At 43.1% G+C, this 26,164-nt stretch carries 20 protein-coding genes; 10 read left to right on the forward strand and 10 right to left on the reverse strand.

The genetic code is table 11. The features are described from left to right. Positions 1-172: 172 nt before the first annotated feature. Positions 173-598 carry a MerC domain-containing protein gene (locus AC59JO_RS03110; RefSeq protein ID WP_497303360.1) on the reverse strand — a complete coding sequence of 142 codons (426 nt, stop codon included), beginning with the start codon at positions 596-598 and terminating at the stop codon, positions 173-175. 147 nt (positions 599-745) lie between these two features. Here AC59JO_RS03110 and AC59JO_RS03115 point away from each other — a divergent pair, with 147 nt between their 5' ends. Further along, on the forward strand, positions 746-1,384 hold the full coding sequence (locus AC59JO_RS03115; RefSeq protein WP_497303362.1) for a phosphatase PAP2-related protein: 639 nt from the start codon (positions 746-748) through the stop codon (positions 1,382-1,384). Between the two features lie 2 nt (positions 1,385-1,386). Here the strand turns inward: AC59JO_RS03115 and AC59JO_RS03120 are convergent, their stop codons facing one another. Continuing rightward, complete coding sequence (locus tag AC59JO_RS03120) at positions 1,387-2,880, reverse strand: gluconokinase (protein WP_497303364.1); 1,494 nt, start codon at positions 2,878-2,880, stop codon at positions 1,387-1,389. 233 nt (positions 2,881-3,113) lie between these two features. On the opposite strand from AC59JO_RS03120, the gene rhaT reads away from it, so the two are divergent. The 5 genes from rhaT (at position 3,114) to AC59JO_RS03145 (ending at position 10,319) form a co-directional block, all read left to right on the forward strand. After that, positions 3,114-4,193 (forward strand): L-rhamnose/proton symporter RhaT, encoded by a 1,080-nt coding sequence (gene rhaT, locus AC59JO_RS03125; protein ID WP_413671111.1) that lies wholly within the window; start codon positions 3,114-3,116, stop codon positions 4,191-4,193. Positions 4,194-4,248: 55 nt separating this feature from the next. Continuing rightward, a complete protein-coding gene (locus tag AC59JO_RS03130; RefSeq protein WP_497303366.1) occupies positions 4,249-6,369 on the forward strand; it encodes a bifunctional aldolase/short-chain dehydrogenase in 2,121 nt (706 codons plus the stop codon). A gap of 258 nt (positions 6,370-6,627) precedes the next feature. After that, positions 6,628-7,902 (forward strand): sugar isomerase, encoded by a 1,275-nt coding sequence (locus AC59JO_RS03135; protein ID WP_497303368.1) that lies wholly within the window; start codon positions 6,628-6,630, stop codon positions 7,900-7,902. Between the two features lie 4 nt (positions 7,903-7,906). Further along, a complete protein-coding gene (locus AC59JO_RS03140) occupies positions 7,907-9,295 on the forward strand; it encodes an FGGY-family carbohydrate kinase (RefSeq protein WP_413669154.1) in 1,389 nt (462 codons plus the stop codon). Between the two features lie 241 nt (positions 9,296-9,536). Next, complete coding sequence (locus AC59JO_RS03145; RefSeq protein WP_413669155.1) at positions 9,537-10,319, forward strand: polysaccharide deacetylase family protein; 783 nt, start codon at positions 9,537-9,539, stop codon at positions 10,317-10,319. Here AC59JO_RS03145 and AC59JO_RS03150 read toward each other — a convergent pair whose 3' ends face one another. Beyond that, complete coding sequence (locus AC59JO_RS03150) at positions 10,320-11,171, reverse strand: alpha/beta fold hydrolase (protein WP_413669156.1); 852 nt, start codon at positions 11,169-11,171, stop codon at positions 10,320-10,322. It abuts the gene before it with no gap. 289 nt (positions 11,172-11,460) lie between these two features. Continuing rightward, positions 11,461-12,594: a glycosyltransferase family 2 protein gene (locus tag AC59JO_RS03155; protein ID WP_497303371.1), complete on the reverse strand. Its 1,134-nt coding sequence runs from the start codon at positions 12,592-12,594 to the stop codon at positions 11,461-11,463. 88 nt (positions 12,595-12,682) lie between these two features. On the opposite strand from AC59JO_RS03155, the gene AC59JO_RS03160 reads away from it, so the two are divergent. Together AC59JO_RS03160 and AC59JO_RS03165 are read left to right on the forward strand one after the other, a co-directional pair. After that, complete coding sequence (locus AC59JO_RS03160; protein ID WP_497303373.1) at positions 12,683-13,666, forward strand: sugar phosphate isomerase/epimerase family protein; 984 nt, start codon at positions 12,683-12,685, stop codon at positions 13,664-13,666. A gap of 582 nt (positions 13,667-14,248) precedes the next feature. Then, positions 14,249-14,686, forward strand: coding sequence for a DoxX family protein (locus AC59JO_RS03165; protein ID WP_413669159.1), 438 nt, complete (start codon positions 14,249-14,251; stop codon positions 14,684-14,686). 128 nt (positions 14,687-14,814) lie between these two features. Here AC59JO_RS03165 and AC59JO_RS03170 read toward each other — a convergent pair whose 3' ends face one another. The 5 genes from AC59JO_RS03170 to AC59JO_RS03190 form a co-directional block, all read right to left on the reverse strand. Continuing rightward, positions 14,815-15,081 carry a UBP-type zinc finger domain-containing protein gene (locus AC59JO_RS03170; RefSeq protein ID WP_413669160.1) on the reverse strand — a complete coding sequence of 89 codons (267 nt, stop codon included), beginning with the start codon at positions 15,079-15,081 and terminating at the stop codon, positions 14,815-14,817. A gap of 23 nt (positions 15,082-15,104) precedes the next feature. Next, positions 15,105-16,766, reverse strand: a complete 1,662-nt coding sequence (locus AC59JO_RS03175) for an FAD-dependent oxidoreductase (protein ID WP_413669161.1) — start codon at positions 16,764-16,766, stop codon at positions 15,105-15,107. A gap of 53 nt (positions 16,767-16,819) precedes the next feature. Further along, entirely contained in the window at positions 16,820-18,238 is a 1,419-nt protein-coding gene (locus tag AC59JO_RS03180; protein ID WP_413669162.1) for an ATP-binding protein, read from the reverse strand. Between the two features lie 315 nt (positions 18,239-18,553). Beyond that, the gene (locus tag AC59JO_RS03185; protein WP_413669163.1) at positions 18,554-19,297 is read right to left on the reverse strand and encodes a LytR/AlgR family response regulator transcription factor; all 744 of its coding nucleotides are present in this window, start codon (positions 19,295-19,297) and stop codon (positions 18,554-18,556) included. After that, entirely contained in the window at positions 19,294-20,364 is a 1,071-nt protein-coding gene (locus tag AC59JO_RS03190) for a sensor histidine kinase (protein WP_413669164.1), read from the reverse strand. The genes AC59JO_RS03185 and AC59JO_RS03190 overlap by 4 nt, the downstream gene beginning before the upstream one ends. Positions 20,365-20,647: 283 nt before the next feature. Here AC59JO_RS03190 and AC59JO_RS03195 point away from each other — a divergent pair, with 283 nt between their 5' ends. Then, positions 20,648-23,497: a TonB-dependent receptor gene (locus AC59JO_RS03195; RefSeq protein WP_497303377.1), complete on the forward strand. Its 2,850-nt coding sequence runs from the start codon at positions 20,648-20,650 to the stop codon at positions 23,495-23,497. Positions 23,498-23,822: 325 nt separating this feature from the next. On the opposite strand, the gene AC59JO_RS03200 is transcribed toward AC59JO_RS03195, so the two are convergent. After that, entirely contained in the window at positions 23,823-25,091 is a 1,269-nt protein-coding gene (locus tag AC59JO_RS03200; RefSeq protein ID WP_413669166.1) for a hypothetical protein, read from the reverse strand. A 132-nt stretch (positions 25,092-25,223) separates the two neighbouring features. Here AC59JO_RS03200 and AC59JO_RS03205 point away from each other — a divergent pair, with 132 nt between their 5' ends. Further along, positions 25,224-26,102 (forward strand): AraC family transcriptional regulator, encoded by an 879-nt coding sequence (locus tag AC59JO_RS03205; protein ID WP_413669167.1) that lies wholly within the window; start codon positions 25,224-25,226, stop codon positions 26,100-26,102. The last annotated feature ends 62 nt before the right edge of the window (positions 26,103-26,164 follow it).

Raw genomic sequence — 26,164 nt, forward strand, 5'->3', positions numbered from 1 at the left:
ATTTAATAATGGTACGTATAATATGAGCTGTTAGTTGCCGTCTTTTATAACGGTATTTTTTATTGGCTTAGTATGATGGTCCGGCACCCCACTGTTATGCTTTTCATGATTACAGGCAGGACTTAAAAAGCAATTAAACAGCAAAAATTTGTAAAAGAATTTCCTGTGGCGCTTATCCATTATTCAACTTTTTAAGTTTATATGTTTTATGATCATGATTGCAGGCACCGGTATACTTGTAGTTTACATAATGCGCGGCAGCTATCAGCAACCCACCAAAAGGGACTATCATAGCCTCGGTTTTTCCTGTTGTCGCGAACGCATGCCCGCCCATAATGATAGCAAAACCCAATACCAGCATCATTAACGGTACCAACCGATGATGGGTACGTTTATAGGATAAGCCAATAGAATAAATACCTATAGCCAGTGCAAAAATGATCATCCCCCACTCTACCCAGGCATTGGCTAAAAAACCAAGACCAACCAGCGGCAAACTGGTAAACAACAAAGGCACTACTGCACAGTGAACGGCACAAAGCGTTGAAGCGGTAATACCTATATTATCCAGCCTGGGCGAAAGCTTTTGAAAATCCATGATGCAAATATAAATAAGTTAATGCAACTATATTGCATTTGTTTTTATTATGCATATTTGCGCGTATTAAATTAACAAACACCTGACAATTACTTAATATTAATCAGCAAACCGTATTTTTGCGGGCTTACATAAAAAAAATACAGATTGAATTTATCGTCTATCTATCATATAAAACAACTCTGGCAAAACGCCTACAATACAAGAGCCAGCCGACTTAAGCTACTGAGTGCTACTATTGTTATAGTACTCATCATTAACCTGCTACCATCATTTTTCAAGCACATAGAAAACAGAACAGACGGCGTTGTACTTAACGATTGGATATTGGCTCATTTGCCATCTTACGATCTTTCGGTTCCGATCTTTATACTTATCTGGAGTATGGGCCTGCTCATGATGTGGCGTGGATTGTATAATCCAAAGGTATGTATCAGCTATATCTGGACACTGAATTTAGTATGTATAGCCCGCTTTGTTACCATAAGCCTGGTTAAACTTAATCCACCGGTTGGCCTTGTGCCGCTTATTGACCCAAGTACCAGCGTTTTTTACGGGCATACATTTATTACTAAAGACCTGTTTTTTTCGGGGCATACGGCAACCATGGTGTTGGTTTATCTGCATTTGCAAAAACGTACAGACAAAATAATAGCTTTAATTGCCGCACTGTTGCTGGTGATAATGCTGCTGATACAGCACATCCACTATACCATTGATGTATTGGCTGCCCCCGTTATTGTGTATGGGTGTTGGAGATTGGTGAAATGGCTGCGATTGGAATAGTCTTATTCCCACCCATCTACCAAATGCATGCTATCCTTTAAATCGTTATATAGCTTTTTAAATACCGGGAACATCTTGCTATAAACTTCATGATTTTTAGTATCAGGTTCGATAAAGTCCTGTTGTTCAACCCTGGTGAGCATGTCATAACTTTCGGGATGCAATACCCGCGCAGCGAGATAAATAGCACCCAGCGCTGATGAATCTTCAGACTGGAGCACGGCAAGCCTTTTCCCGGTAATATCGGCCAGCACTTGAGTCCATACAGCCGAACTGGTAAAACCTCCACTGATGTTCACCTGCACAATCTCTCCCGAAGCATCTTCCAATGTTTTAAGCACATCGTTCAGCGCAAAGCAAATTCCTTCAAGCCCCGCACGTAAAAAGTGTGAACGTGTATGTACCGGTTTTATATTAAAAAATGTGCCGCAGGTTTTGGTGTCCCAAAGTGGTGCACGTTCGCCGTACAAGTATGGTAAAAATATCAGCCCGTTGCTTCCGGCAGGTACGGATGCTATTTCATCAAATAAAGCATCATAATCTGAGGTTGTAAGGTTGTCCTTTTGCAAAAAGTTTTTGAGCAACCAGTTTACCGCTATACCACCATTGTTTACTGCTCCGCCGCAAACATAAGTTTGCTCATCGAGCAGGTAATTAAAAACCATCGCATCGAAATTGTAAACCGGCTTCGGACTGGTAATGCGTACTGCGCCGCTGGTGCCGATGGTAAGTGCTGCCACATCAGGGCCGGTAGTGTGACTGCCTAAATTAGCGCAAGCGCCGTCACTCGCTCCCATTACAAACGGTGTCTTGGCATTAATACCGGTTAACGAAACAACTTCCGGCTTGATGTCATTACGATAATAAGTTGTATTAACCGGGGTAGATAACTTTGAGGTTGTAATGCCGGTTACGGTCATAGCCTCTTCATTCCATTCTTTTTTAACAATATCAAACAGTCCGGTTGCAGAGGCAATAGAATAATCCACCTCAAAAACACCAAAAAGTTTGAACCAGATAAACTCTTTTATCGAAATAAATTTGTGCGCCGCGTCAAAAACTTCAGCCCGGTTAGCGCGCAGCCAAAGCAATTTATTTAAAGGCGACATGGCGTGAATAGCGGTACCGCAATTATGATATAACGATGCGCCCTGCCCTGTTTTTCTTAAAGCCTGCGCAATGTTCTCGCTCCGGGCATCAGCCCAGGTTATCATAGGCAGCAATGCTTCTCCATTTTCATCAACCGGAATAATGCTGTGCATAGCGCTACTCAGGCTTACGGCCTGCGGAACTGCCCCCAATTTTCCGATAATACCTGCAAGGCATTTTACAAAAGCATCCCAGATCAACAAAGGATCCTGTTCGCTGTAGCCAGGTTCGGGACTGTTAATCGGGTAATGATTGGATACTGTGCCCAGGGGTTCGCCCGTTAAACTTATAGCTACGGCCTTAGTACTGCCGGTACCAATATCAATCCCTAAAATATATGCCTGCATGGTGATGTATTTGACGCCAAAATAATAAACAGAACCGGGATTTGGGTGGATTTGCCGGATTATGGGATTTCTTTAACAGTTTGATATCAAACCACGCGATGAAATCCTGTCCATCCCATTAATCCTTCAAATCCTGGTTCAGACAGTTAATGGTCACATCCATGACAGCAAAGGACAGTTCCGGCATTTATATTATCTACATTAGCCTTACCAATATAAACCAATTAGAGAATATGCAAATAATTTTAGGAGTCATCTTTCATTTTATCGGTGGCTTTGCTTCGGGGAGCTTTTACATCCCCTACAAAAAAATAAAAGGCTGGGCCTGGGAAAGCTACTGGATAGTAGGTGGTTTTTTTTCATGGCTCATAGTACCGCCACTCGCAGCGTGGCTAACCATACCGGGCTTTGCCGATATTATAAGCCATACAGATACAGCAACCCTTGGCTGGACATACCTTATGGGTTTGTTATGGGGAATTGGTGGTTTAACCTATGGCTTAGGGGTACGCTATTTAGGTGTATCATTAGGAAGCACTATTATACTTGGACTATGTTCGGTTTTTGGGTCGATAATACCATCGGTGTATTATGATTTTTTTCCAAAGGAAGGGAAAGACACTTTTACGCTGATGCTGCATACCCAATGGGGACAGGCAGTTTTATTAGGCATTTTGCTCTGCGTTGTAGGTATTATCATATGCGGTAAAGCCGGCACAATGAAAGAAAAAGAGCTATCGGCAGATAAAACTATAGCCCAGGAAAACAAAGATTACCGCTTTGGTTTGGGTATAGTGGTGGCTATAGTATCCGGCATATTGAGCGCATGCTTCAACTTCGGTATCGAGGCCGGTAAAACCATGGCCGATACGGCCAATCATGCATGGCAGGCAGGCCATCCGGGACAGGGTAATTTTCTGTACGCCAACAATGTAACCTATATCATTATACTTTGGGGAGGCCTAACAACCAACTTTATATGGTGTATGATATTGAACGCCCGTAACAAAACGTTTGATAATTATACCGATAAAAAAACGCCATTACTTAAAAACTACCTGTTTGCAGCGTTGGCGGGTACAACGTGGTTTTTACAGTTCTTTTTTTATGGTATGGGCGAAAGCAAAATGGGTAACGGCGCAAGCTCGTGGATCCTGCACATGGCTTTCATTATCCTGATAGCCAATACATGGGGCCTGGTGCTTAAAGAGTGGAAAGGTGTAAGTAAAAAAGCATTCGCAACGGTAATAGCCGGTATAGCAGTCATTATACTATCGGTGCTTGTTGTGGGATATGGAAACTCAATTAAATAATAAAAAAAATAAAATTCACTAAGTCAATAACTCGCTAATTCACTAATTGAAAAATATGTCATCGAAAACAACTGAATTTAAACATGTAAGCTATTTGTGGGATGAAGCAAAAGCCGCCGAACTGGAAGGCGATGAAGTAGCCCTGCTTATATACCGCTCCAACCTTCTGGGTGCCGATTTGCGCCTTACCAACTATGGAGGTGGTAACACATCGTGCAAGCTTAACAGTAAGGATCCTTTAACCGGCAATGACGTTGAAGTAATGTGGATCAAAGGATCGGGCGGTGATATTGGGACCCTGAAAAAAAGCGGGTTAGCTGCCTTGTACGTTGATCGTTTGCGCAGCCTTAAAAACATCTATCGCGGTGTTGAATTTGAGGATGAAATGGTTGAGTTGTTTAATCATTGCATCTACGATCTTAACTCAAAAGCACCATCTATTGATACCCCGCTTCACGGTTTTCTGCCATTCAAACACATCGATCACCTGCACCCTGATGCTGCTATCGCCATCGCGGCAGCAAAAGACGGTAAAAAAATAACCCAGGAACTTTTTAATGGTACCATTGGTTGGGTTGAATGGAAAAAACCAGGCTTTGAGCTCGGTCTTCAGCTGAAACAATGTTTAGATGAAAATCCTGGTATCCGCGGCATCATGCTGGGCTCACATGGTTTATTTACCTGGGGCGATACTGCTTATGAAAGCTATATGAACACGCTTGAAGTTATTGAGCGTTGTGCCGAATACCTGGAAGAAAACTATGGCAAAAAAGGACCTGTTTTTGGCGGACAAAAAGTTGAAAGCTTGGACGAGGCCGACCGTAAAAAACAAGCTGCTGCACTTGCACCGGTATTACGGGGCTTTTGCTCAAGCTACAGGCACATGGTAGGCCACTTTACCGATGACGCCCGCGTATTAGAATTCATCAACTCCAATGATCTTGACCGTTTGGCACCATTGGGTACCAGCTGCCCTGACCACTTCCTGCGTACTAAGATCAGTCCGCTGGTGCTTGACCTTGCACCGGGTGAAGACTTGAGCGATGTTACTGCATTGAAAGCGCGTTTGGCCCCTGCATTTGAGGCCTACCGCCAAATGTATACCGATTATTACAACACCTGTAAACACGATAACAGTCCGGCTATCAGGGATACCAACCCGGTAATTATACTGTATCCGGGCGTGGGCTTATTCTCTTTCTCAAAAGATAAACAAACCGCCCGTGTTGCTGCAGAGTTTTATACAAACGCTATCAATGTAATGAAGGGTGCCGAGGCTATCTCTGAATATACTTCGTTGCCACGCCAGGAAGCTTTTGATATTGAGTATTGGTTGCTGGAAGAAGCTAAATTACAGCGTATGCCTAAGCCAAAAGCACTGTCAGGTAAAATCGCCCTGATCACAGGCAGCGCAGGCGGTATAGGTAAAGCTATCGCCAAAAAATTTGTTGACGAGGGCGCTGTGGTTATCTTAAATGATATGAATGCAGAACGTTTGGAAGGTGCCGGCGAAGAGTTCAAAAAACAATATGGCAGGGATTCGTACACAACGGCCGTACTTGACGTAACCAATGCCAGACAGATAAACGAAGCGCTTGAAGTTGCGGCCTTAGCTTTTGGCGGTGTGGATATCGTGGTGAACAATGCCGGTTTATCTATCTCTAAATCAATTGCCGACCATACCGAGAAAGATTGGGATTTATTGTATGATGTATTGGTTAAAGGCCAGTTCTTCATTACCCAGGCAGCTGTAGCTGTGATGAAAAAACAAGACATCGGCGGCGATATCATTAACATTGTAAGCAAAAACGCCTTGGTTAGCGGACCAAACAATGCGGGCTATGGCTCAGCAAAATCGGCCCAGTTACATCTGAGCAGGTTAAACGCTGCCGAACTTGGTACCGATAAAATCCGCGTGAACGTAGTTAACCCGGATGCAGTGATCAGCGACAGCAACATTTGGGCCGGCGGATGGGCCGAAGGTCGCGCTAAAGCTTATGGCGTTACTGTTGAAGAACTGCCGGCTTACTATGCCAAACGTACTTTATTGAACGAGGTAATTTTACCTGCCGATATTGCTAACGCATGTTTCGCTTTTACAGGCGGTCTGCTCAACAAATCAACCGGTAACGTGTTAAATGTTGATGGCGGTGTGGCGATGGCGTTTGTGAGGTAGTTTGTAGTTGATGGATCATGGTTCATGGTCTTAGATATTAAAAGAAAGTAAAAAGCATGGGGTAGTGCGATTCCCTCCCTTGGGAGGGTATAGGGAGGGGTTTCTTCGATAAGCTTAATCGTTAAGCAAGACGTATAAACCCCTCCCTGCCACCGCGCAATCCATCTGCACCCCTCCCAAGGGAGGGAATAAAATTCACATAGCCAGTTCAAGCGTGGGCATCTGAACTTGCTCATATAATCATAACCAATACCAATTATGCAGTTAGAAAAATATAAAATTGATGAAGCCAATCATCAGCAGCAGAAAGATCATCAGCGCAGGTTTGATTTTGTTGCCGGTGATGTAAAAAACCTGGATGCTATCCTGCAAAAACTGATTGATTTTAATATTGCCATACCAAGCTGGGCTTTGGGCACCGGCGGTACGCGTTTCGGCAGGTTTTCGGGTGGCGGTGAGCCACGCAGCCTGGAAGAAAAAATTGAAGATGTGGGCCTGATCCATGCGCTTAACCGCAGCAGCAATTCCATATCACTGCACATCCCATGGGATATCCCATCCAACGCTTCGGCTATAAAAGCGCATGCAGCACAATTGGGTTTGCATTTTGACGCTGTAAACTCTAATACTTTTCAGGATCAGCCCAATCAGGAATACAGCTACAAATTTGGCTCATTACACCATGTAGATAAAGCAGTACGCAAACAGGCTGTAGTCCACAATATTGAGGTTATTAAATACGGCGTTGAGCTTGATTCAAAGGCTTTGTCTGTTTGGCTGTCGGACGGATCAAACTTCCCGGGGCAATTGAATATGCGCGGCGCTTTTGAGCGTACTTTGGAAAGCTTACAGGAAATTTATGAAGCCTTACCCGACGACTGGAAAGTTTGGGTGGAGTATAAACCTTACGAGCCAAACTTTTATTCAACCACCATTGGAGATTGGGGCCAATCATACCTGCTGTCATCTAAATTAGGGCAAAAAGCTCAAACACTGGTTGACCTTGGTCACCATTTACAGGGTGCCAATATTGAACAGATAGTTTCATTACTGCTGATGGAAGGCAAGCTGGCCGGTTTCCACTTTAACGATTCAAAATACGGCGACGACGACCTTACCGTTGGCAGCATCAATCCATATCAACTGTTCCTGATATTTAACGAACTGGTTGAAGGTATGGATGCCCGCGGCATGACACATGCAACCTCTATCGGTTGGATGATCGATGCATCGCATAATATAAAAGACCCTATTGAGGATTTAATTCAATCTGTAGAGGCCATTAAGATAGCCTACGCACAAGCACTTTTAGTTGATACCCCAGCATTGGTACAGGCACAACAAGATAATGATGTGGTGCTTGCACAAGAAATTTTGCAGCAAGCTTACCGTACCGACGTTCGCCCGTTATTGGCCGAAGCACGTTTAAGGGCAGGCGGAGCATTGAACCCATTAGCTGTTTACAGGCAACAAAGCATCAGGGAACAGCTAATTGGCGAACGAGGAGCAAAAGCAGTATCAACCGGATTGTAAGCCTATGGAGCCGATACCCGTTATAGCCGTTTTTGATGTGGGTAAAACCAATAAGAAACTGTTCCTGTTTGATGAAAACTACAAGATAGTTTTTGAACGGACAGCCCGTTTTTTGGAAACCCACGATGAGGATGGCGACGCATGTGAAAACCTCGACAGCCTCAGGCTATCGGTGTTTGACAGTCTGCGCGAAATTTTCAAGCATAAGGAGTTCGACCTTAAGGCGGTCAATTTTTCAACATACGGCGCCAGCTTTGTTTATGTTGACGAATACGGCCAACCGCTTACCCCGCTGTATAATTATCTGAAACCATATCCGCCTGAACTGGGCAGGCAGTTTTATGAAAACTATGGCGATGAAGCCAGGTTTGCGCTGGAAACTGCTTCGCCCGTTCTGGGCAATCTTAATTCGGGATTACAACTTTACAGGCTAAAATACGAGCAGCCCGAAGTATTTAAACGGGTAAAGTACGCCCTGCATTTACCGCAATACATGAGCTACCTCATCAGCGGACAAATGGTGAGCGATTTAACCAGCATTGGTTGCCACACTGCTCTTTGGGACTTTGGTAAAAACACCTACCACAACTGGCTCAGCGACGAAGGGATCCTGCCTAAAATGGCGCCTCTTCACCCAGCAGACAGTGTGCTTACTGCCGAGTTTCCGGGCAGCACTTACAAGGTTGGTATCGGGCTGCATGATAGTTCGGCGGCACTTATCCCTTATCTTGTAAGCTTTAATATGCCCTTTGTGCTCATCTCCACAGGTACATGGTCTATCAGCCTAAATCCATTCAACCAAACGCCGCTTACTGCCGATGAGCTCAAGCAAGATTGTCTTAATTATCTGCAATATAAAGGCAGCCCGGTAAAGGCATCGCGCTTGTTTACCGGCTATGAATATGAGCAGCAGGTAAAAAGGATAGCCGCTCATTTTAAGCAAGACGAGATCAGGTACCGTACCATAAACTATGATCCTGCTATAGCAGCACGATTAAATAATCAACCTGCGTTGCAGGCAACTGAAAATAGCGGACAGTTACAGAAATCGGCATTTGAACAACGCGATTTAAACAGTTTTGCCGATGATGTTGAAGCTTATCATCAACTCATGATTGATATTGTTGCCCAGCAAACCATATCCACCAATTATGTTTTAAATGGCTGCAAGGTAAAACGCATTTTCGTTGACGGCGGTTTTAGTAAAAACAGTGTTTTCATGCATTTACTTGCGCTTGCGTTTCCGCATTTGGAAGTGTACGCTGCATCAATGGCGCAAGCCACTGCTGTTGGTACCGCCCTTGCCATTCATCATGCATGGAATACCAAAACATTGCCGCATGATCTGATTGAGCTTAAGTATTATTCGGGAGTGCAGAGCGAGGTTGTATAGCCGTATTTCGGTAAAAACCAATGTCATTTCGACGAACGGCGAGGGGCTAAAGGTTAGGGTGAGGAGAAATCTTCTACACTATACGTAGACGCTTAGCCTGGTGTAGAAGATTTCTCTTTCGCTCCCTCTCTCAGCCCGCCGTTGCTCATCGAAATGACATTTCTTTATAAGCCACTCATTTAAAAATCCGGTTATCAGCCGGATTTTTTTATTTTAGGGCAACCAATTAACCACCCGCTTCATGAAAAGATTATCCATCTTTCTTTTATTGCTCAATTTTGTAGTCGTTGCCGATGCACAACAAACCAAGCGCAAAAAAGCCATCATTGTGCTTACTTATGATGATGGTATCAATTCGCAATTGAACATCGCTATTCCGCAGCTTGATTCGGCACACTTAACAGCAACTTTCTTTTTGATGGGCAACATGACCGAAGCTACTTTGCCCCGCTGGCGCGAAGTTGGTAAAAAGGGCTATGAACTGGCCAACCATACTTTGTATCATCCTTGCCTGCTCACCAATGTAAAAGCCAACCCGGCCAATAATTCGGCTATTTATACACCCTATATGATGCTGCGCGAGATCAATGAAATGAACACCCTGCTTTTTGCTGTAGATGGAAAAACGGGCAGCCGCACCTATGCCTACCCATGTACCGAGGTTGAGGTTGGAGGCGTGAATTATGTTGACACCCTGCGTAAAGCCGGCCTTGCAAAATACGCCCGTATAGGCGGCGGTCCAGATGCTGTGATCACCAATTTTAAAAACCTCGACCCTTTAAAAGTGCCTTCATGGGGCGTGTCAGGCAACCCGGTAACTGGTGAAGCCCTGATAGATTTTGTTAAGAAAGTGCAGCAAAGCGGAGGCCTCGGCATTTTTATGTTTCACGGCGTAGGCGGCGATTACCTGATCACTCCTGCCGATGCACACCGGCAATTACTTAAATACTTAAGTCAACATCGAAACGAGATTGAAGTAACAACCTTTATGAAGGCGATGGACGAAGTTATGGCAGCTAAATAATTACGCTATCAGGTTAACGATGCCTGCAATAACAGCTTCATCTTTAATGATCCGTTCATGACCGCGACCTTCATACACTTTAGTTTCAATCTCGGGATGAGCTGTAAGGACAGCGTTAAGGAAGGGGAAGGGCGCAACTTTATCCTCCGGATCATAGGCTAACCAGTGCCGGGAAATTGAACCTGCGGGATATAAGTTATTGAGGGTAAAACCAGAAGCGTTCATCTCAAATTTCTCCTCAAAGTCTGCAAAAAACTTATCCTGCGCAACCTGGGCTACATCGGCCGCGTTCAGGCTGGCTATAAAATTTTCCTTTAGATTGGTTAGCGGGGCAATACTGATAAACAAAGCAGGTTTAATTCCGGTTTCTTTAATTGCCATAGCGTTAGCCATACCACCCAACGAATGCCCAATAATTACATCCGGCGCACCATAGGTTTTGATCACCGCTTCAGCTGCTTTGGCAAACAGCAGCAGGTTTGACAGCTCACCTTCCGAGCTTCCGTTGCCAGGCGTATCAAAGGCTATTACCTGCACACCATCAATGTTTTTTAAAGCGGCGATAAGTTCTGCAAAATCAGCAGCTTTTGAGCCCCAGCCATGGGTGATCATGATCTTGCGGCTGCCTTCGCCCCAGATAAATCCGTTAAATTTTAAAGCCGATTTGGCAAAGTGAGGATCATCAACTTCAAGCGTAAATTGGTGAGCTTCATCAAGCAATTGCTGTTGCTGCAAACGCACCGGCATTTTAGGCGAATAACAAATGAGCTGCCAGAGTAAGCTGTTCATATCAGGCGCCTCGGCACCTTCAAGGGATTTTACCTGGTTAAATACCGTTTTAAATTTTTTCATAAAGGAGGGCAGAGTGCTTCGCAAGTTAAGTAATAATCTATAAAAATATACCGAAAGGTATTTTATTTACATTGCCGGGACGAAAAAAACTCTTTTATTGTCACCCGGCCTATTCCAGAGGTGATGAGCAGATCAAAATCGACAACAAATAAAAACCATGTCATTGCGTAGTGTGGCAATCTCGTAACCAATGCATCTCCGATCTGAATAGCTACGAGATTGCTTCGTCGTCCCTCCTCGCAATGACATAGTTTTTTACGCTAACATTCCCAGTGATCCCTTATCTTGCCTACTCCTCCCCTTTCAGCACCTTCAGCGAATAAAAACTATCCCGCCAGTAAATGCCACCCCGTGCAACAGTAATAACGGATGCTTTTAAAAAATGCCATGCCAAAAAGAACGCTGAAAATGGGATCATAAATGCATACCACCACTTATTGGGCGGTACTATCACCATATAAATCATATGGAATACCAGCATAATCCCGGCCATGATCCGGATTGTTGTATCGCCAAAAATGAACATCAGCGGCATTGGTAAAGCCACAGTTAAAAGCATATGAATTACATTGAAAATGGCTTGCGCCAGGTTATAATTAGCTATAGAGAATGAGTTTTTCTGAACGCCACGCCCAAGTTCGCCAAGGTTTTTATACCATTCCAGACAAACAGCTCCTTTACCGGCTAAAACATCCTGCCTGAAACCTTCCCGCTTCATGATCCGGCCGAGTTGCAGGTCATCATCCGGACGGAGTTTGATACGCCGGTGAGTGCCAAATTTTTCGTACGCGGTACGTCTAACCAAATTGAAAGCCCCTATACCCGATGATGCTTTTGATTTGGGATTTTTGGCTTCCCATGGCTTCATATCCACCATAAGCATAATGCTGAGGGTTGCAAACACGCTGTTTAAAATGGCAGACCGGGATATGAGTTCTGGTAATATGGTTAAATGATCTAACTGCTGTTTAACTGCGTAGCCGACTGCCTTGTTGATAGCATCGGGATGAAAAACGATATCGGCATCGGCAAAAAGAACCCATTCTTCGGTAGTGCTCAGATACCCCTGGTACAAGGCATTGTTTTTACCCAGCCAGCCGTTGGGTAAAGTATTTATGGTAGTCACCTGAAGTTTTGGATAGCGTAAGCTAAAATCTTTCAGGATATCAGCAGTACGGTCGGTTGAGCGATCATTCACAACAATAACCCGATGGTTGCTATAATCGATATGACAAACGCTTTGCAGGGCTTTTTCAAGATCTTCTTCCTCGTTGCGGACTGGTATAATAATAGCCAGGGGCGGCGGATCATTCATCAGCGGTTGCCGGCTTACCTGCTTAATTTGCTTAAAACCCCAAAGCAGGTAAAGGTTGAGTGCCAGGGTTGTTACAAACAGTATCACACTGTACCAGAATAGTATCATGATAAATAGGTTTGGATAAAGGTGAGTAAAAATCAGGAAATAATAACAGCAAAAAATGGCATATTGCATTACCAATTTCTAACACCTTATGGAAAATATCAGCCGCAAAAAGTTTATTGCTTCGGCCGCACTGGCTGCCGCCGGTTTGCCTTTTGGATTAAGTGCTTTGGCTAATCAGCCGGCATCATACCCCGATAATACTTCCAGCAACCTATCCGCAAATGAAAAAATAAAAGTGAGCATATTTTCCAAACATATGCACTGGCTTAACTATGCTGATATGGCTGTATTAACAGCCCAGTTGGGTTTTGATGGCATTGACCTTACCGTACGGCCAGACGGACACGTATTGCCTGAACGTGTTGCCGATGACTTGCCCAAGGCCGTTGAAGCCATTGAAAAGGCCGGCCTTAAGGTTTACACCATAGTAACAAACATCAAAACTGCTAATGAAAAAGATACGGAACCTATCCTGAAAACCGCATCGGCATTGGGCATAAAATATTACCGCACTGCCTGGTTTAATTACGATAAGGCCCTCAGCGTACCGATGAACATTAAAGCCATCAATAAACAACTGGCCGATCTTGCTAAACTCAACAAAAAACATGGTATGCATGGTGGTTATCAAAACCATTCGGGCGATTTGTTTGGTGCATCGCAATGGGATTTATGGATGAGCCTTGAGGGACTTGACCCGAATTATATTGGTTGCCAGTACGATGTAAGGCATGCCACCACCGAAGGTGCCGACACCTGGCCTGTTACACTCGATCTGCTGAAAGCCTATTCCAAAACTATTAACATAAAAGATTTTTACTGGGAAAAGAAAGGCGACAAGTGGCAGGTAAAAAGTATACCCTTAGGTGAAGGAATGGTTGATTTTAAAAAGTACTTCGGCCTGTTAAAACAATACCATATCAATAGCCCCATGAGCCTGCACTGCGAATATCCCTTAGGCGGTGCAGAAGATGGTACACGCAAGCTTACTATCAGTAAGGAGGAGTTTTCGGCTGCTTTGAAAACAGATTTGACGAAGTTGAGAGGCTGGCTGGCGGAGTATGATCTGTAGATCCTAATTTTTCACTCTTCAGCCCTTTTATTCTTGCTCTCGTTTGCAACCTACCGTGTACCCACATCTTTTAATTATTATATGATTATGAATTAAAAGAAGATGTCATTTCGACGAACCTGTTGGGGGAACGTGTGGATGTGGTGAGGAGAAATCTTATACATCCAGCTCTAAACTATGCAAAACGACTTTACAGGGCGTATAAGATTTCTCTTTCGCCCCGGCGCCCAGCCCCCATCTGCTCTTTCGAAATGACATTTTTATTTAAAACTTATGGGTACACGGTAGGTTACAAAACGAGCGATGAACTTGGGCTTGCGTTTATAACACAACTGGTGATACAATCGCCAAACCATATTAAGCGCTCGTTACAAACGAGCGCAAGTTTGCGATTACCGCGCTACGTTCGCAATGACATTTTTTTTATTGCGACAGGCAGGTTAACCGCCAATTTTTCCTTCCCCTAAAACTTGTTTTATAACAAATTTGTTACTATATTTAGTAATAGCATCCCGGCCGTTCAGTCTCTCAACTTTACCTTCGGGCTGCTGATAACCAATTATTAAACTAAAGGAGGGCTTTATGAATCTGGTTCATAAAATTGAACACTGGGGCGATACTCATCATCCTAAAGTATTGGATATTGTGCGCATTGTTCTTGGTATATTTTTGTTGGTAAAGGGCATCACTTTTATGGAAAACACCTCATACCTGCGTGGCATCATTAACGATCAAAATGTCATTGATGTATCGCCTGATATGCTGATGATCCTGGTGTATTATGTGTCATTTGCCCACATGGTTGGTGGCATACTGATAGCCATGGGCATCTTAACTCGTTTGGGCTGTATTATCCAAATCCCGATACTGGTTGGGGCAGTATTCCTGATAGGTATTTTTCAGGAACCGATCAATGCTATGTTATGGCCAACTATCACAGCGCTCGCGTTGCTTATACTCTTTACCATTATAGGTTCCGGCCCATGGTCGTTAGATAAAGTACTATCTTTTAAGGGGTAGCTGAATAGAGATTGGAGATTAGAGGTTGGAGATTAGGTTGTAACTCATTAAAAAAAAATAAAAAAGTCAGGAGCTTCTGGTTATGAGACAGACTCCTGACTTAAAACTTAAGACTGCCGACTTAAAAATCAATATCCTTTAACCGCTTCATCTACATAGCACCATAGCCAACGCTCGCCGGGTTCGGCAGATATAACTACGGGGTGGCCGGTAGCATGGAAATGTTTGGTCATATGCGTATTAGGCGAGCTATCGCAGCAAAGTGTAACGCCACAGGTCTGGCAGGTACGCAGGTGTAGCCATGTTCCGTGATGTTTTACGCATTCTTCGCAAACGTAATCTTTAGGTTCGGTTATGCTATCAACAGCTTCGATGTGGGCACATGTTTCTTCCATAGGTGTATGTAGTGATTAGTGATTTAAACTTCGGCCAGGTATTTGTGTACAAAACTTATCGCCATTGAGCCTTCACCTACGGCAGATGCCACGCGGTTCATAGCCCCGGCACGCACATCGCCCGCTGCAAATATGCCCGGGCAGCTGGTTTCTAACAGGAAGGGGTCGCGTTTAAGCTTCCAAACCTTGCTGAAATTTTCATAGCTGCGTAACTCACGACCGGTTTCAATGAAGTCTTTATTGTTTTTAATGATATCAAGTTTTATCCAGTCGGTATAAGGCTTAGCACCAATAAATATATACAATGCGTTGGCTGTTTTAACTTCAGTTTCTTTGGTTTTGCAATTTTGTATGGTGAGCTTTTCAAGGCAGTTTGTACCTTCGGCCTCAATCACCTCGGTATTTGGCAAAACCTGTATGTTAGGCGTATCAGCAATCTGATTAATCAGGTAAGCCGACATCGTAGCTGTCAAATCATCCCTGCGGATAATGATATGCACATTCTTCGCAAATTTAGATAGGTACATAGCTGCCTGCCCTGCCGAGTTGCCCCCGCCAATCACAAACACCTCTTTACCTGTACACGCTGAAGCTTCGGTAGTGGCGGCACCATAGTAAATACCGGCGCCGGTATAATTATCAACGCCCTTAACTTCCAGTTTGCGGTAATCAACACCAGTAGTAATTACAACAGTGCGGCTGATAATCTCCGGCCCGTCATCCAAAATAATGGTTTTGTAACCGTCTTTTTGCTTGATATCGCTAACAGATTGCGGCGACAAAAACTCGGCGCCCAAACGCATAGCCTGGCTTATCGCACGACGGGTAAGGTCGGCACCGCTTAAGCCTGCCGGGAAACCCAAATAATTTTCAATACGCGAACTGGTACCGGCCTGTCCGCCCGGTGCTTTACGCTCGATCAATAAAGTTTTTAATCCTTCAGATGAACCATATACAGCAGCAGCCAATCCTGCAGGACCGGCGCCAATAATCACCACGTCATAAACGTCGGTAAGCTCGGTAGTGTTCTTGCCCATTTTATCGGCAATATCCCTGATGGTTGGTTTTGTTAAACAGCTGCCATCCTCAAAAATCACCATCGGCAAATCGTCGGTTGTGCGGTTGTTGAGGGTTAGCAAATTAGCCGAATCGATATTTTTTTCGATATCAAACCAGCGGTAAGGGATCAGGTTACCCGCTAAAAAATCTTTTATAACGTGAGATTGCGGCGAAAACTGGTAGCCAACGAGCTTCATGCCCACAAATTCGGGAATGTAGTGGCTGTGCCAGTCATCAAGCAAATCATTTATCACCGGGTAAAGCTTTTCTTCAGGTGGGTTCCAGGGCTTCATCAGGTAATAATCAAGCTGCACATCGTTAATGGCTTTGATGGCGGCATCGGTATCAGAGTACGCTGTAAGCAGTACCCGTTTAGCTTCGGGAAATACTTTTTTTGCCTTCTCCAAAAATTTAACACCTTCCATTTCCGGCATACGCTGGTCGCACAAAAACAAGGCAACCACTTCCGAACTGTTTTTCAGTTCAATAAGGGTTTCATATGCCTCCTTTGCCGATGTTGTGCTTAAGATCTTATATTCCTTACTATACTGCGATTTTAAATCGCGGCTTATTGACCGCAATACCTGCGGATCATCATCTATAGAAAATATTATCGGACGGCTCATAGGGTAAATATGCAGGCAAATTAACTAATATTTTTGGTAAAATCAGTTTTTTGCTAACCATTTATCGGGAAGCAAACTATAAACTCGGTATGCCCGGGTCTTGATTTTACTTTGATGGAGCCACGGTGCTGCTTCACGATACGCTGCACTACTTCAAGCCCCATACCGGTACCTTTGCCCATTTCTTTAGTTGTAAAGAACGGATCGTAGATCTGGCTGATGTTATCTTCGGGTATGCCGGGGCCATCATCAATGATCCTTACCTCAACAAAGTCATTATCTTTTTTTGTGCGGATAGTAAGCGTGCCTCTCTCGTTTATTTCCATGGCATCAAGGGCATTATCAACAAGGTTAGTCCATACCTGGTTAAGTTCGCCAATAAGCGCCTTTACTTCAGGCAGGCTATCATCAAACTCTTCAATAACAGTGATATTTTCTTTCCTGATCTTGTAGCCCAACATGGTAATGGTATTACGGATCCCCACGTGGATATCGGCATATTGCTTGTCCTGCGCACGGTCCATATGGGTAAATGTTTTTACTGAACTTACCAGCTCAGCAATGCGGCGTGCCGATTCCTGGATATCTTCGATCATCTTTTCCCCCATAAGCTTGGCGCTGAGCCAGCCCATGATGATAGATACAGCGTGCTCTGGTATATGTGATTTCAGAGCCTCCAGATTTTCGGTAGTGAAGCTAAAGTCAACAAAACTTTCGGCTATATCATAGGCATCCTCAACACCATTATCTTCCAGCCATTCGGATATTTCGTCTTCAAGCTGCGTGCGTTGCTTAAGCGTAAGGCGGGTATAGCATTCCTTTTTATTCAGGATCCTGAACAATTCGTCCGTTAGTCCGTCAACTTGTTCGTCACTCGCCCTTATGGCAAACATATTTTTCAGATGAGCAGGTACCATGCGCAGATGTTTTCTTAACGACAGCGAATCGCGCACAATAGCCGATGCAGGGTTATTAAGCTCATGCGCTAAACCGGCAGACAGCTTACCCAAAGCCATCATTTTATCATTTTGCTGCTGCATGGCAGTAAAATCACGTACGCGGGTAGTCATGATATGAACCAGCGCCTGTGTAAGTTCAAAATGGTTCTGGATCATTTCCATGATCTCGGCCGTAGGATAACTCAGCAACGTTAATTCGCCAACAGCCTGGGCATAACCTTTGGCTATAAGGCCGCGCGAATACGGCATATAGCCCGTGATGCTGCCTTTTTCAACCAGGGTATAATCACGGCGGGATCCCTGCTGCATCATAAAGAAACGCATGTTGCCTTCCAATATAAAATGAGGACCTGAAAGATCCTGTCCGGGCTCCATCAAATATTCACCATCTTCAAATGTTAAAATTTCGCTTTTATCAATCAGCCACTGCAGCTGATCATCGGGTATATTGGCCAAAGCTTCAAAAGCTTTCAAGTCTGATACGCTTACCTGTAGTTCACTTACCTTTTGCATAATTTAAAAATAGGTAATATTATTCAATGACGTAAAAATGAGGCAAAAAATTGCAATAGGGTGAACCTGACCGCTGATTTTTTTGATTGTGCTGGTTTCGTTGATTCTGCTTGTATTGGGATTAAAAGGATTTGAGGTTTTAATGGATTTTTCTGATTGTGGGATTATCATTTATCATTATTCCCTCCGATTCGTGCCCTCACCAGTCGCCTTGTAATTTGAAGGGAGGATTATGCTAAAGGTGATCGTGAGGACACGATCACGGGGATGGAGCCGGCATTAAATGAAAATCAGAAAAATCCCATAAATCCTGGTTCAATTCCATTTGCTAAGAAACACCCCAAAAGCTTCCTTATACTGATCGCCAACTGTAATGTTCACTTTGCCTATTTGTAAAGCATTGCGGGTAATGGAGTTGATTTTATTAAGCGATACAATGAATGAACGATGTACGCGCATAAAACGTTTGGATGGCAGTTTTTCTTCCAGAGCTTTTAAACTGGTAAGGGAAAGCAATGGTTTCTCTTTATCCTGAAGATAGATCTTCACATAATCTTTCAGGCCTTCAATATACAGGATTTCGTTGAGGGCTATCCGCACCAGTTGGTATTCAATCTTTAAAAACAGGTATTCCTCTTCGGCCGGTTCGGCAGCTACTGCAGTTGCAGGGGTATTGGAGCGGCTTACCAATTCAAAATAACTCAGGGCTTTGTTTGATGCATGCAGAAACTCCTCGTAATTAAAAGGCTTGAGCAGGTAATCGAGTGCATCAACCCGGTAACCTTCTACGGCAAACTGGTTGTAAGCGGTGGTAAAAATAATGCGGGGTTTATTAGCCCCACGACTATCAAGTACCCGGGCCAGTTCCATGCCATTAAGGTTAGGCATCTGGATATCCAGGAAAATAAGATCAACCTTTTGATCCTGTAAACCAACCAACGCTTCAACAGCACTGCTGTAACGCCCAACCAATTTTAAAAAAGGCGTTTGCTCAATAAAAGCACAAACCAGTCCCAGCGCAAGCGGCTCATCATCAACAGCTATACAGTTAATTATCATGACAGGTTAAGGGTTAAATGAACAGTATAAGTATTGGCAGCCGCATCCTCATTGATATCCAGCTTATATTTTCCGGCATAAAGCAAATCGAGCCGGCGAATAGTATTGGTTAAGCCGATACCTTTGTTTTCGCCAATATTTGGATTATGATCTTTATAGATACCATTTTCAACCTTTAATTCCAGCAAATCTTCGTGCTGATCGATTATGATCCGGATTGAGCTCGGCTCCGTAGCGCTGATACCATGCTTAAAAGCATTTTCAACAAATGGTAAAAAAAGCATTGGGGCAACAGTTACATCATTGGTATGTGCAGGCGGGGAAAACGTAACTTTTACTTTTTCGGTAAGGCGAAGTTCCATAAGGCTGATGTAATCCCTGATAAAAGCTATCTCCTGGCTCAATAATGCAGTGCCGTGCTGTGTATCATATAACACATACCTCATCATGCGTGATAGTTGATGTAGTGCTTTGCGCGATGTTTCGGCATTAACATGAGTAAGCGCGTAAATGTTATTGAGCGTATTGAAAAAGAAATGCGGGTTGATCTGTGCTTTCAGGAACGACAGTTCGGAGCTGATCTTGTCCTGCTCCAGGGCCTGGCGCAGGCGGATATCCATCTGCCATTTTTGTATAGCTGTAATACTGGTACTGATACCTAAAACCAGGGCTACTATAATGGTACCAAAAAAATCCCATCCTCCGCGTTCTCTTGGTTTTGGCGGGCGGTGCTGGCGGTGAAAAACAGCATCCATATGTTCATGCATATGCAGGGCTTTATCGGCCCAGCTATTGAGCAGCAAAAAAACAATCACTACCCCTACAACAGCTATAAAGTACATTCCGATACGGTCGTGCAATAAAAATTGCGGAACAAGTAGTTTGCTGTTAAAGTAGTATGCAGCAACAAGAATAAAAAGAGTAATAGCCTGCTTGATCCAAAACTGGTACGGAATTTCCACATTCCAGCTAAGGGGCTGATAGAAAAACAACAGCAAACCAAAAACAATCCATATTAAAATATGGATGAGCACGGTGATGGTGTTACTTTTTGATTTAAGACTCATTGAACGGGTTAACTATAGTGCGCGAAAGATAAATCTACATATATAATTCAGCAATATTACAAATCAGTAAGGCTTTGAGACAACCATAATCGCCCGGGAGGCAAAAATTACCGATGAGCGCTTTGATCTGATCTTTAAAGACTTTCATTAGTGGTTCATAGGTTAACTATCCGCCTTTATAGGTAAAAAGCGGTACCCCATCTATATATAAACAGCGCCTGTCTATTATGTTTTTTACACTAAAATTAATGCTATTGTTTTGTCGCTGTTAATCAGCAAAAAAATGAAAATCCTATACTCCTTAGCAGTAATTATTGCCTTAGCGTTTACAATACCGCTTAACGCAAAAGCCGACCCCGGCCGTACGATTACAGGTATCGTAAAAGACTCTACCGGCTACCTGGTTGCCGGTACCAGCGTAAAAATGCTTACCGGTACCGATAGTACCACCGTTATTACAGGTGCCGATGGTACCTTTACGTTTAACAACGTAAAGGTAAGCCAGTTTAGTTTGATTTTTAGTTCGATAGGTTATCAGCCGCTCAGGCGCAGGTTTGTGCTGGCTAATGATAACAAGCCGGCCAGTTTGCCTCCGGTTATCCTGAAGATAGAAACCACTATGCTGAAAACCGTAGTTATTGCAGATGTGAACCCGGTAAAGCTTAAAGAGGATACCATTGAATTTAATGCCGATGCCTATAAAGTACGTGATAATGCTCCTGTTGAAGATGTAATTAAAAAATTGCCGGGCATGGACGTTGATAAGGACGGTAACATCACCGCCCAGGGTAAAAGCGTTACCAAAGTGCGTGTTAACGGCAAGGATTTTTTTGGCGGCGATGTTAAAACAGCCACTAAAAACCTGCCTGCCGATATCGTGCAGAATATCCAGATCATTGATGACTATGGCGATCAGGCCAATATTACAGGCATAAAAACAGGAGAGCCCGACAAGGTATTGAACATCACCATTAAGCAAAATAAAAATTACGGATACTTTGGCCAGGCCAGTGTTGGCGGCGGACGCGACGCTATTCCCGGTGTATCAAGTGATAAAGAGAGCAACAGGTATGTGGCATCGGCAAACGTATTTAGCTTTAACGGCGACAGGCAACTGGCATTTTTAGGTAACCTGAATAATACCAATACCAACCTGTTCACCTTTGGCGGCGGTGGCCCGAGAGGCGGCGGTCCGGGTGGGCCTCCGGGAGGGAACAGCAATTCATCAAACGGGATCACTACAGCACGCTCATTCGGTTTCAATTATCGCGATAGCTGGGGCAAAAAGATAACCGCTTATGGTAGTTACAGTTTTGCCGATAATTCGGTAAACACCATCAGCAGCACTATTCAAAATAACCTGTCGTCAACCAACCCGAGCACCAATACGCAAACCAATAACCAGCAGGACGAAAAGCTGAACCACCGGGTTAACTTTAATATTGAGTATAAACCCGATACGATGAATTATGTAAAGATAACCCCAACATATGCTTATGCCAGCACCAACACCACATCCGATGCTACAAGCTTACTGCTCCGAAATTCGGAAACGGTATCAAACTACAGCCTCGCAAACCTTAGTAAATCAACCGAACCTAACTATGGTGTTAACGTTTTGTTTAACCACAAACTTAATAGTCATGGACGCAACTTCAGCGTAAATGTTGGTGCAGGCAGTTACACCATTAATAAATATCAAAACCCGGTTTATACTTATATTGATGGTGCACGTAACGCACCTTTAAACCAGTTCATCAATACCAATAGCCGTACCGATAGCGTGGGGACTACCATATCATACATGGAACCTATCAGCAAAAAAGGCTACCTGGAGCTTAATTATGCTTACCACTACGCCTACACCACTGCCGACAGGGCAACGGATACCCTGGCTGACGACGGAAACATAAACCGATACGATTTGCTGAGCAATAACTATAATTCAACCTTTGTTACCAATCGTTTCGGGCTTAATTATCGCTTTATCGACAAAAAATATAACTATACTTTAGGTGTAGTAGCACAGCCTACGCTGTTAAAAGGATCGTCGATAGTTGATGGTACACCATTTACTACTAATAACAATACGTTTAACTGGGCACCTACTGCCAGGTTCATCTATAACTTTTCGCGCAGTCAATCGCTTAGTTTAAATTATAACGGCAGCAGCAACCAGCCTACTTATACAGAGCTGCAACCTGTTACCGATTTTAGTAACGCATCATACCCGGTACAGGGTAATCCCGATCTGAAGCCGGAGTTCAACAATACCCTGTCATTAAAGTACAATAAGTTCAATTTTGAAAGCGGTAATGTATTTTTCAGCAACCTGTCGTTCATTAAAACGGACAATAAAATAGTAGCCAATACCATTACTTATCCTAAAACTTATGCACCTAACAGCAAGCTGGCGGGAAGTATCTTAACCCAGTATTTAAATGCCGATGGTTATTATTCGGCACAGGGATTTTATGTATTTGCCAAGCCATGGCAAAAAAGAAAATATAATTTGTTCATGATCGGTAACATTTCGTACAATAACAACGTCTCATATATAAGTAATGTCGACTCTGCTACCTATAACATGACAACCGAGAAGAATATAGCCAAAAATCTGGTGTTATCTCAAGGCGCACGCTTTAGGGTGAGCATTACCGACGTTATTGATGCCGAGGCGAGCACTACTTATAGCGTTAACACTTCAAGCAATTCAATCAAGCAGGCAAACGTTAACAGCAACTTCCAAACCCTTAATCTGGGCCTTAACGGCAAAAGCTACTTCAAAGACTGGACTTTGAGCTATGATTATTCAAAAATGATCTATTACGGCTATACCGGTGCTACCAATCCTAATATTTTGAACACCTACGTTGAGCGCCGCTTTTTGAAAGGCAACGCGGGTACGTTACGTTTTTCGGTAATGGATGTATTTAATGAAAATACCGGGTATACCACTACTCAAAACGGCAGCTACATCACTCAAACCAATAGTAACCGTTTGGGTCGTTACTATCTGTTGACCTTTACACTTAAGCTACAGAAATTTGCCGGTAAAAGGCCAACTATGGAACGTGGCGGACCAGGTGGTCCACCTCCTGGCGGCGGCCCCGGCGGACCGCCACCGTTTTAATGAGTGGCAAGGTTCATAAAATATTAAAAACCTTCCCATCCCTGAGAAAGATGGAGAGTTCAGATCGAAAACATGATGATCTGAGATTTAGTTGATGTTATCTTAAGATAACTGCGGGCGTTCCGGGGTGAGATACGGGACGCCCCTTTTTTATTAATTATACGTTAAGTAGGTTATTCTGGTTGTAGTATTTTAGATTTTTTATATTAATAATGAAGAAGCCTTAAATAAATAATGCGATTATTTTATTTAAATAAATCACAATTTTTAAAATACTAACATGCTTTAATTATTGATTAATGTTATTCTGACGGTGCTTCACCTGTTAAAAATGATAGTTTAAACCACCTTTAATACTACTGATTTTGAACGAATAATTGCTTGTTGAGGTTGATGCTATACCTGTTATGGATGAAGGAAAAGTATAAGACAATGCAATTTCCAGCTTTTTATTCAAAATTAAGCCAGCCTTAACCGGATACGACAACCATCTTTTATCCAATACAAGTACATTTACCAATACCTGCGATGGATCAGCATTATTGGTGGTAGTGTTACCACTGTAGCTGGTTAAATTAACCATAAAACCGGCCCCGACATAAACTTTAACCGCCTTAGTATTGTATATAGAATATAAAACCTGTGGACTAAAACCTATTTCATGTTGTTTAAGCCTGTACGTGGCTTTAGGCTTATCTGGTTGGGCGTAGTATAGATTAACCTCGGTTTTGTAAGAACTTGATGTATACAGAACCTCGGCCCTTAATGCAAATCTGCCTACGGATGCATTCGGGTAAAAGTTGAAGCCGGCGGTTACAAAAGGTCCAACAGATGTTTGATTAGGTATTTTATCATAAAAAGGGCCGTTACCCGAAAAACTATAGGTGGTAGCGTCAGCCCCCGTTCCTGCAAAAAAATCTATTGACGACGATGTTCCATAATTGTTATTATCAACTTCAAGATTATTGATGTTTTGCGAGATCTTTTTTAAATCAGATAGATTGTAACGTGCGTTTTCTATCAGCTGTCTCAATTCGGCCGAACCAGGATTGTATTTTGCGGCCAGGTCATACAATTGAGGTACATACTCGTTTTCGTTATGCGTAGCTGTTCCCATTTCTGGGATAAAGTATTGTCTGAATATTAGCTCAAAAGTTTTGCCAGCTTTATTATCTGCTATAAAATATCGCATTTTAATAGCGTCGTTGTAAGAATAAAGAGAGACATTTGGACCTTTTTGCTGAAGCTTCAGAAACACAATATCCATTTTTTTGCTCGAGTCGCGCCCGGTGGGCAGCTTTGCGATATTGGTTTCATCAGTGCTGATAAAACCACTGTAACGTTGGTAAGCTACTGAGTTGGTTATCTCGAAATAATTAATATCATTAGCTGTATAGTTTTGTGCTTCATGTGCACTTAATGAGGTTTTAAAATTAATATCTGCCGGGTTGGCATCCCATTCTTTTTCATTAATAAAACCCTTAATAATTTGCCCATTAATAGCAATAACATAGCCGGGCCTGAAATTGGTTTGGGCTTTTGAAAAAAATGGAAATAAGATCAATAGTGAAATTAAAAGACACTTAGGTTTCATTGCAAATTGGTTCGGGTTTAATTGGTAGTTGAAAATAATGTTAAAAAAGAACAAATTATACACTTTTCTGAAAAATAAGCTTTTTTTACAGTTTTTAACTACATTTAGCCCATTGTTTGTAAATAAAACTGAATGAAGCCGCTTTTACTTAAAGTTTCTGCCGATCCTGCGCATTCCTTTAGCGTAAGGCATGATATATCACCGGATATCAATAACCGCTGGCATTGCCACCCCGAATTAGAACTGATTTATTTTATCAAAGGTGGCGGAACGCAGTTTATAGGAGATAGCATTAAACAGTTTGAAGACGGCGATATGGTGCTGGTTGGATCAAACCTGCCTCATTACTGGCGCTTTGACGATATGTACTTTAATAATGGCAGCGACCAGGTTCCGGTTGACACGGTTGTGGTGCATTTTTGCGAAAACTTTTGGGGCGATCAGTTTCTTCAGCTCCCCGAAAACAAACTAATAAAGGTACTGCTTGAACGTTCCAAACGTGGCTTGCAAATAACCGGTGAAACAAAAAAGCAGGTAGCCTCTATTTTAGCCGCAATGCTCAATACCGATGGTGCCGAAAGGATCATCATGCTGCTTAAAGCATTGAATACCATAGCAGGCAGCTCACCACTTAATTATCTAACTTCAATTGGCTTCAAATACGATCATAACGAATCGGAAAGCGACAGGCTCAATAATATTTATGAGTACTCGGTACGTAACTTCCGCAAAAAGATCTACCTGGAAGAAATTGCCGATATTGCCGGTGTAAGCGCGAATTCCTTTTGCAGGTACTTTAAATCAAAAACGCGCAAAACCTATTCGCAGTTTGTAATTGAAATAAAAGTGGGCTACGCCTGTAAGCTTCTCATCGAAAATAAGCTCAATATTAAGCAGCTTTGCTACGACAGCGGTTTTAATAACTTTTCCACCTTCCATAAGCATTTTAAACAGGTAACGGGTAAAAGTCCGCTGATGTACCAGAAGGAGTTTACAAAGAAGGGTGTCTGAATCAGAATTTGCAGAATTTTGAAATTGACAGAATTGACTGTTTTAAATTGTTGTGTAACGAT

This window comes from Mucilaginibacter sp. A5337, assembly GCF_059690695.1.

Excerpts from the sequence above, each read along its gene's own strand:
- AC59JO_RS03110 (WP_497303360.1), bottom strand. The coding sequence starts at position 598 with ATGGATTTTCAAAAGCTTTCGCCCAGGCTGGATAATATAGGTATTACC.
- AC59JO_RS03120 (WP_497303364.1), bottom strand. The coding sequence starts at position 2,880 with ATGCAGGCATATATTTTAGGGATTGATATTGGTACCGGCAGTACTAAG.
- rhaT (WP_413671111.1), top strand. The coding sequence starts at position 3,114 with ATGCAAATAATTTTAGGAGTCATCTTTCATTTTATCGGTGGCTTTGCT.
- AC59JO_RS03130 (WP_497303366.1), top strand. The coding sequence starts at position 4,249 with ATGTCATCGAAAACAACTGAATTTAAACATGTAAGCTATTTGTGGGAT.
- AC59JO_RS03135 (WP_497303368.1), top strand. The coding sequence starts at position 6,628 with ATGCAGTTAGAAAAATATAAAATTGATGAAGCCAATCATCAGCAGCAG.
- AC59JO_RS03140 (WP_413669154.1), top strand. The coding sequence starts at position 7,907 with ATGGAGCCGATACCCGTTATAGCCGTTTTTGATGTGGGTAAAACCAAT.
- AC59JO_RS03145 (WP_413669155.1), top strand. The coding sequence starts at position 9,537 with ATGAAAAGATTATCCATCTTTCTTTTATTGCTCAATTTTGTAGTCGTT.
- AC59JO_RS03150 (WP_413669156.1), bottom strand. The coding sequence starts at position 11,171 with ATGAAAAAATTTAAAACGGTATTTAACCAGGTAAAATCCCTTGAAGGT.
- AC59JO_RS03155 (WP_497303371.1), bottom strand. The coding sequence starts at position 12,594 with ATGATACTATTCTGGTACAGTGTGATACTGTTTGTAACAACCCTGGCA.
- AC59JO_RS03160 (WP_497303373.1), top strand. The coding sequence starts at position 12,683 with ATGGAAAATATCAGCCGCAAAAAGTTTATTGCTTCGGCCGCACTGGCT.
- AC59JO_RS03165 (WP_413669159.1), top strand. The coding sequence starts at position 14,249 with ATGAATCTGGTTCATAAAATTGAACACTGGGGCGATACTCATCATCCT.
- AC59JO_RS03170 (WP_413669160.1), bottom strand. The coding sequence starts at position 15,081 with ATGGAAGAAACATGTGCCCACATCGAAGCTGTTGATAGCATAACCGAA.
- AC59JO_RS03175 (WP_413669161.1), bottom strand. The coding sequence starts at position 16,766 with ATGAGCCGTCCGATAATATTTTCTATAGATGATGATCCGCAGGTATTG.
- AC59JO_RS03180 (WP_413669162.1), bottom strand. The coding sequence starts at position 18,238 with ATGCAAAAGGTAAGTGAACTACAGGTAAGCGTATCAGACTTGAAAGCT.
- AC59JO_RS03185 (WP_413669163.1), bottom strand. The coding sequence starts at position 19,297 with ATGATAATTAACTGTATAGCTGTTGATGATGAGCCGCTTGCGCTGGGA.
- AC59JO_RS03190 (WP_413669164.1), bottom strand. The coding sequence starts at position 20,364 with ATGAGTCTTAAATCAAAAAGTAACACCATCACCGTGCTCATCCATATT.
- AC59JO_RS03195 (WP_497303377.1), top strand. The coding sequence starts at position 20,648 with ATGAAAATCCTATACTCCTTAGCAGTAATTATTGCCTTAGCGTTTACA.
- AC59JO_RS03200 (WP_413669166.1), bottom strand. The coding sequence starts at position 25,091 with ATGAAACCTAAGTGTCTTTTAATTTCACTATTGATCTTATTTCCATTT.
- AC59JO_RS03205 (WP_413669167.1), top strand. The coding sequence starts at position 25,224 with ATGAAGCCGCTTTTACTTAAAGTTTCTGCCGATCCTGCGCATTCCTTT.